Consider the following 7,074-nt stretch of genomic DNA (forward strand, 5'->3'; position numbering starts at 1 on the left):
TGACTACATGACAAATCGCTGACAGAGAACTCCCCTACGTCTGTTACAATAGCTAGGTCGTTTAATCTGATTTTGTCCGTCTTTGAGTCAGTCAACAGACCTTATCAACGTCGATACATTAGCGCAAGAACTGGCGACAATCCAGCAAACAGGTTCTAAGCGAATTGCCTTGCTGGGTTCCCGTCATGTCCCCATTACCCATCAGAATCTAATTGAGATGATGACCTACGCCTTGGTTTTATCCGGTAATCGAATGATCACCTCTGGCGCTACGGGTACAAATTCAGCTGCTATTAGGGGAGCAATGCGGGCTGATCCGAATTTGTTAACGGTGATTCTACCTCAAAGTTTAGAACGCCAACCTCATGAATCGCGTCAGCAATTAGAAAAGGTGATGCATCTAGTGGAAAATGCTAGCAAGGATCATATGTCTCTTGCCGAAGCCAGTTACTTGTGCAACAAGGAGATTGTCTCCCGCTGCCAGCAACTGATATGTTTTGCATTTCACGACAGCGGCATCCTGCTGCAAACTTGTAAAGATGCAGAAGAACAAAGAAAGGTGGTGACATTATTCTACTTTGATTAATCATGTGTCATTGACTTTTGTATTTGACTAATGACTATTTTTTTGTACTCTATTGCAGCTGCTGCAGCACTCATCTATCTACCGTTTTTAGTGGTAGCTTATGCCCGTGTTCGTGTTGGGTATGATTTGTCTGCTCCCCGCGCCATGTTTGATAAGCTACCACCATACGCTCAACGAGCAACTTGGGCACACCAAAACTCGTATGAAGCGTTTATGATTTTTTCGGCCGCAGCATTAATGGCATACGTAACGGGTGTTTTTTCTCCCCTAGCTGTAGCGGCTACCATCGCTTTTCTTGTAGCTAGGTTGCTATACTCCATTTTTTATATTTTGAATATACCCGTTTTACGCTCGCTCATGTTTGGCATCGGCTCCCTTGGATCTGCTAGTCTTATTGTCCTGAGCATCATTCAAGCAAATAGCTAATGAGCAAATGAGCATTAGTTAGTGGTTAATCATTTATTGGTTAGTAAAAAATTCCATAACCACTAACAACTAATAAAAATCAATTACCAATCCAAAATGCAAAATTTAAAATCTAGAATCTTCTATGGCTTCTACGTATTCCTTTGACATTGTGAGCGATTTTGACAGACAAGAATTGGTCAACACTATTGACCAAGCTGTACGAGATATTAAAAGTCGCTACGACCTCAAAGATACTCAAACAACTGTTGAGTTGGGTGAAGAAAGTATAACGGTGAACACCGACAGTGATTTTACTTTAGAATCCGTACACAACATACTGCGGGAAAAAGCAGCAAAGCGCAATCTTTCGCAGAAAATATTTGATTTTGGCAAAGTAGAATCATCTAGTGGAAACCGGGTTCGTCAAGAAATCAAACTTAAAAAAGGCATTGATCAGGACAATGCTAAGCAAATTTCTAAGTTGATTCGTGACGAATTTAAGAAAGTACAACCTTCAATACAAGGCGACGCAGTACGTGTGACTGCTAAAAATAAAGATGATTTACAAGCTGTCATCCAACGCCTAAAGCAAGAAGATTTTCCGGTTGCTTTGCAGTTTACAAATTATCGTTAGCCATCCGCTTTCCCTTCATTAGCTGATTCCACATTATTTTTTGGACTCAGCTAATGAGTGAATATGAGCGTAAGCGAGTGATTATTTACGCCCACCTATACTTATTTTAAAAGCTGGACGTTCAGATATCTGTTTCATGTAGTTTAATACAGCCGGGTAGGGGCTTAGATCTAACTTGAGCAGGATGGGAATGTAAGAGAGAATAGAACCTACAGCCACGTCAGCAACTGTGAATTCATTACCCAGCAAAAAAGGTTGATGCTCGAAAATTCCATTCAAAACAGTCATCAAGTTCGGCATTTCTCGTTCTCGGTTTTCTTCCCCAAAAATTCCTGGTCCCAAAGTCGCATTGGCAAACAACACCCATTGAGCTAATTGGGCTTGTTCCTCTGGAGAGTGGGCAGATTTACCATACTTGTCTGCTAAATATAGCAAAATTGCCCCAGATTCCCAAAGCTGGAAATCTCCATCAACAATTGCTGGGACTTTGCCTATTGGGTTAATTGCCAGATACTCAGGCTGACGATGCTCACCTGCTTGCATATCAAGCTTGACAAATTCATAGGGAATTTCTAGTTCCTCTAAGTACCACTGAGCAATTGATGCACGACTACGTGCGCCGCCATAAAGTTTTAGCATGAGCAAATCAGTAAACAGTTAACAACCATCAGTCATCAGTAATTATATTGTGATTTCTGAGACTGAAAGTAAATAACCGATTAAAGAACTTTATGAGTATTGGGGTGCTGTTTGACGTTATCTTCTTTGGTGACAACTCGCGAGACATTTAACACCCGCTTGCGTTCAGTAGAATATTTAAAATCTGTATAAGTTGTGCCCAAAGGTATCAGAGATTTAGCAGCTTCACGACGCTTGTATGTGCGAGCTGCGGCGATCGCCCGTTCAACAAAATCATCACCAAATTGAGCAGTCTGGGGAAATTCCGCAGGAATCTGAGATTTGTCTTCGTCCAGCACAGATCCCAAAGTTGTGGCGCAAGCAAGCTTGAAGGAGGTAGGAATACCTTTAACAAGTGTTTCCAGTGATGCAGAGGCAATAGGTTCTATAACCTCGATCTGATATACTTCTCCATCTTCTTTGACAAAGCAAGTTGCCAATCCGATCACAATGTAATCATCGGCTGCTAAATCAGGAGCATTGGAGTAGGAGGTAACGGTTGTCATAAGAATATTTTATCAAAACTTCCAAAAACAGAGAGAATTTAAAATTCCGCAACGCAGCATAAGAGGTGTTTTTGTTCTTCTGTGCTCTGACACTTGAGTTGGGGAGTTTTTTTTATGCGGGCATTCTGGCATTTTATCAATTTGTTGCCTACGCTACTTGAATAGTCTACTAAATTAATCTTTATATTATCTGGAATTTGCCTTGGGGAAGACGTATCAATTATTAGATTCAAGCATCTATTGGGTATGCTTTACGTTTATCTGGTTAAACACAGATCAGGCAACCTCTGGCTCTGGTCGCCGTAAACTCTTATGCTATAAGGGCTTGTGGCATTACTTATGAATGACTCATAGACACCTTAACAAGTGACACAGTTAGAAAACCACAGAAGCTTGGAACCTTATAAGTTGATCTCACAGAGCAAGCCGCTCAGGTAGTAATATATGAACACTCATTCATCTTTCCCATTTGGTGGCGAACAAAATCACCGCAACCCATGTGTCTCACACACTACAAAAGTACGACAGGAGCAAGGGACTAACGGTAGCAGTAAATCTTTTGGGGACACCTACTTGCGCTCGGATGCTATAACAAAAGCCCAACAAGGGCATTACATTGAGGCGATCGCCCTGTTGAATCAATTAATTCATCGTCATCCGCACAACGCTATTGATTACAACAATCGAGGGCTAATTTATTTTCAAAGTGGTGAAACGCAAAAAGCGTTTTGCGATTATAACACAGCATTGCAACTTAATCCGAAATTAGCCAGTGCTTATAATAACCGGGCAAATTACTATGCCGCATGTGGAGAGTTAGCAGAAGCAATTGCTGATTATGATCGGGCTTTAGATCTCAACCCAAGCCACGTTAGGGCGTGGATAAACCGAGGTATAACCTTGCGTGATTTAGGGCAATACGAAGAGGCAATTGAAAATTTTGAGGTTGCTCTGCTGTTTAATCAATTAGAAGGTCATGTTCTAGCAGAACGAGGTAGGACTTATCATCTTTGGGGAGATTGGAATTGTGCGATCGCCGATTATCGTCGCGCCTTGACTCAACTGCCTTATCCTAGCTTCAAAACGGGAGAGTCCGGTTCACACTTACGTTTACAAGTCGAAAATTGGTTACACGAGTTGCTACCAACGCAGCATCCTACCTGGTAGATATTGCATTCATCGTCACTGGCATAGCCTCTGTATGAAACACAGAGTGAGAAACATCCTGATAACGGTGTAATGGCTAATAGATGATAACTATATAGCTGCTATACAAAACTTGACTAAACTTTTTCAAACCTAGTCATTCAACTAAAGGAAACTTTAGAGGGTTTGCTTCCTGCTTCTACCAAGGGAGTCGGCTCCTTCTTGTGAGGCAGTGCGTTGCGGGGGTTCCCCCCGTTGTAGCACCTGCCGTCCTACAGGCGTAAATTCGGGTGTAGCCCAGCCTATTTTTTTTGACTCCGAGCAATTTTTCTTGAAGCTTTTAGCTATTGTTCATCCATTATTTTCAGCAAATTTAACGAATCGTGATCTCCAGTTCGACCTTTTTACAGGCTTGCTAGTTTTGAATCAGCTGTGGTTTACAAACCAGATGATTTTGGGCTTTGGTTTTCAGCATTGTCACTAAAGTATCAGAAAGCTACAACTGTGTCAAACTTCTCTTTATGACTAATTATGAAAAAGTTTAGTAAAGTATTTGGCTATTTAGTCAAGCTCCTAGATAGTAAGCGACTAGCTATGAACTATCAGCTTTTAGCTTTACTACCAAATTCCAAATTTGTTTATGGAATAACAATTACAAGGAAGGGAATTAGTTTGATTCTGGTTGTTTATGTTCTATAGTATCTTTTGGGAACACGACCTGACGCTGATTAGGGTCAAATCGATAGCCCTGTTCTTGCATAATCATCTTAGCTTGGCGCGGATCGAAGTTACGACTAAATTCTCCCTGCAACTGATATACACGTTCTTCCATCTGATTGACATCAATGCGGATTGTTCGTAATTTTTCTTGCTGCGACCAATGATAAGGTAAAAGCTGCATGAGAGCAGAGACTGCTGCTGTTGAAATGACAACGTTAACAGCTATCTTTGCCGTAGTTTCCAGTGCCATCACTTGATAAGAGCGTTGACGAAGATGCCGCTTCCGTCGAGGAGTGACTCGACGCTGTTGTGGTGGTTGTACCGGAAGTCTAGAGGGTTGAAATGCGTTCATGGTGATAAAAAGAACCTCGCTAAATGAGTAGACGCATGCCAAATGCACACCTGCGTCTTTTGCAGTTTTGTTTAGCTGCCATATTACTTCAATTTTTTCGGACTTGGTACACTGATCATCTGTCAAGTAAAAAACCTGGCATTTATACGTATACAGTCTCGAACAATTTACGACAATACCGCAAAAGTCCGAGAACTGTACCCCGTACTACCAGGTTACTCAGCTCTTCAGGGTCTTATGAATTGTAAAGTGTTGTACACAAACGCCAAGCCAGAATGCCTGGAATCAGCGCGACAACTAGAGCAATGTACACTTGGGTATCTGAAATAGACATTGTTTGAAACCTCTCAATTTCAAAAGATATTGAACATTTCGTTTACTACTTTTCACTGTTTTGCCAAGATAAGGAAATAGGTTGTTACAAGATGAAACAATAACTAGTGATTAGTGAGCCAGCACTGCAGGAGGGTTTCCCTCCGTAGGGAACTGGTGAGTCCAGCGCTGCGGGAGGGAAACCCTCCGGAGCCACTTCTGTGCGGAGAGCAGCGCCTTGCGGGGGTTCCCCCCGTTGTGGCGACTGCGGAGGGTTCCCCCCGTTGAAGAATGTGGCGTCAGGCGACTGGCGTTCGCCGTAAGGCGTGGCGTTAGCCATAGGGCGAACCCGTAAGGGTCATTAGTTATTAGTCATTAGTGAGAATAAAATATAAGCAAAAATTATAAAAAATGAATTTTTATTTGGGAATAGACTTTGGCACGTCAGGTGCAAGAGCGGTGGTTGTTGACGAGCAAGGTTGTATTCAAGCGGAGGGGCGATTTCCCTTTGAGAAGTCAGAAGTATCTGAGTTGGCAAATTCTTGGCAGAAAGCTTTGTTTACCTTGCTTGAGCGAATTCCTCAAGAATTGCGGCGAGAAATAAGAGCAATTGCGATCAACGGTACGTCTTCCACAGTTCTACTGTGTGATGCTGCGGGGAAACCTGTAGACGCACCGCTGATGTACAACGACGCACGGGGAGCAGTGGTGATGGAGGAATTAAGAAGCATAGCACCTGCAAATCATACAGTATTAAGTGCTACTTCTAGTCTTGCTAAACTTCTGTGGATGTCGCAATTGCCATCTTTTGCTCAAGCCAGATATTTCCTGCATCAAGCAGACTGGTTAGCATTTCTGCTGCATGGGCAGTTGGGTATTACTGACTACCACAATGCTTTAAAGCTGGGTTATGACGTGGAAGAGTTGAAATACCCAGAATGGCTAGAAAACTTAAAAATAAAAATTCATCTACCAAAAGTCATAACTCCTGGAACTCCGATTGCAGAATTACGCTCTGAGATTGCAGATCAATTCGAGTTTCGTCGAGATTGCATGGTGTGTGCTGGGACAACTGACAGTATTGCAGCTTTTCTTGCTAGTGGTGCCAAACTCCCTGGTGAAGCAGTGACTTCGCTTGGTTCAACACTGGTGCTGAAGCTGTTGAGTCATACCCGCGTGGAAGATTCGAGGTACGGGATTTATAGCCATCGCTTCGGGGATTTGTGGCTGACTGGCGGTGCTTCCAATACAGGAGGTGCAGTGCTACAGCAATTTTTTACTAAAGCCGAATTAGAAAGCTTGAGTTGTGAAATTGATAGCTCAAAAGTTAGCGAGTTAGATTACTATCCCTTGTTGAAAGCTGGGGAACGCTTTCCGATAAATGACTCAAATTTATTGCCAAGACTGGAACCGCGTCCAACTAGCAACGTAGAATTTTTGCATGGGTTGCTAGAAAGCATTGCTCGGATAGAAGCCAGAGGGTATGAATTATTGCAAGAATTGGGAGCTGAGCGATTAACCCAAGTTTATACTGCTGGTGGTGGTGCGGTGAATCCTACATGGACGGCGATTAGGGAGCGGATTTTGCAAGTTCCTATGGTGCAGTCTGTGAATATGGAAGCGGCTTATGGGACGGCGCTATTGGCGATGAGGGGAGTGGGATAAATGAACCGCACCAGAGCGAATTTGCGGTGTGGATGTTCCTCCCGCAAAGTTCGCGGTGGGCGCAGAG

At 42.9% G+C, this 7,074-nt stretch carries 10 protein-coding genes; 5 read left to right on the forward strand and 5 right to left on the reverse strand.

Annotated elements, in window-relative coordinates; all coding sequences use genetic code 11:
• The first annotated feature begins 82 nt into the window (after positions 1 to 82).
• From AC5590_RS21055 to AC5590_RS21065, 3 genes are all read left to right on the forward strand, one after another.
• Positions 83 to 586: a DNA recombination-mediator protein A gene (locus AC5590_RS21055; protein WP_169265378.1), complete on the forward strand. Its 504-nt coding sequence runs from the start codon at positions 83 to 85 to the stop codon at positions 584 to 586.
• A 30-nt stretch (positions 587 to 616) separates the two neighbouring features.
• Positions 617 to 1,012, forward strand: a complete 396-nt coding sequence (locus tag AC5590_RS21060) for an MAPEG family protein (protein WP_169265379.1) — start codon at positions 617 to 619, stop codon at positions 1,010 to 1,012.
• A gap of 124 nt (positions 1,013 to 1,136) precedes the next feature.
• Positions 1,137 to 1,628: a YajQ family cyclic di-GMP-binding protein gene (locus AC5590_RS21065; protein WP_169265380.1), complete on the forward strand. Its 492-nt coding sequence runs from the start codon at positions 1,137 to 1,139 to the stop codon at positions 1,626 to 1,628.
• A gap of 81 nt (positions 1,629 to 1,709) precedes the next feature.
• On the opposite strand, the gene AC5590_RS21070 is transcribed toward AC5590_RS21065, so the two are convergent.
• Entirely contained in the window at positions 1,710 to 2,267 is a 558-nt protein-coding gene (locus AC5590_RS21070) for a glutathione S-transferase family protein (RefSeq protein WP_169265381.1), read from the reverse strand.
• 80 nt (positions 2,268 to 2,347) lie between these two features.
• Positions 2,348 to 2,812, reverse strand: a complete 465-nt coding sequence (locus tag AC5590_RS21075; protein ID WP_169265382.1) for a hypothetical protein — start codon at positions 2,810 to 2,812, stop codon at positions 2,348 to 2,350.
• A gap of 444 nt (positions 2,813 to 3,256) precedes the next feature.
• On the opposite strand from AC5590_RS21075, the gene AC5590_RS21080 reads away from it, so the two are divergent.
• On the forward strand, positions 3,257 to 3,979 hold the full coding sequence (locus AC5590_RS21080) for a tetratricopeptide repeat protein (protein ID WP_169265383.1): 723 nt from the start codon (positions 3,257 to 3,259) through the stop codon (positions 3,977 to 3,979).
• A 646-nt stretch (positions 3,980 to 4,625) separates the two neighbouring features.
• Here AC5590_RS21080 and AC5590_RS21085 read toward each other — a convergent pair.
• The 3 genes from AC5590_RS21085 to AC5590_RS21095 form a co-directional block, all read right to left on the reverse strand.
• Positions 4,626 to 5,030 (reverse strand): slr1601 family putative cell division protein, encoded by a 405-nt coding sequence (locus AC5590_RS21085; RefSeq protein ID WP_169265384.1) that lies wholly within the window; start codon positions 5,028 to 5,030, stop codon positions 4,626 to 4,628.
• 235 nt (positions 5,031 to 5,265) lie between these two features.
• A complete protein-coding gene (gene psaM / locus AC5590_RS21090; protein WP_169265385.1) occupies positions 5,266 to 5,364 on the reverse strand; it encodes a photosystem I reaction center subunit XII in 99 nt (32 codons plus the stop codon).
• A gap of 84 nt (positions 5,365 to 5,448) precedes the next feature.
• A complete protein-coding gene (locus AC5590_RS21095) occupies positions 5,449 to 5,682 on the reverse strand; it encodes a hypothetical protein (protein ID WP_171977741.1) in 234 nt (77 codons plus the stop codon).
• Positions 5,683 to 5,753: 71 nt separating this feature from the next.
• Here AC5590_RS21095 and AC5590_RS21100 point away from each other — a divergent pair, with 71 nt between their 5' ends.
• Positions 5,754 to 7,007: an FGGY-family carbohydrate kinase gene (locus tag AC5590_RS21100; protein ID WP_169265386.1), complete on the forward strand. Its 1,254-nt coding sequence runs from the start codon at positions 5,754 to 5,756 to the stop codon at positions 7,005 to 7,007.
• Positions 7,008 to 7,074 lie beyond the last annotated feature (67 nt).

Source organism: Brasilonema octagenarum UFV-OR1 (genome assembly GCF_963888615.1).
Lineage (GTDB): Bacteria > Cyanobacteriota > Cyanobacteriia > Cyanobacteriales > Nostocaceae > Brasilonema > Brasilonema sennae.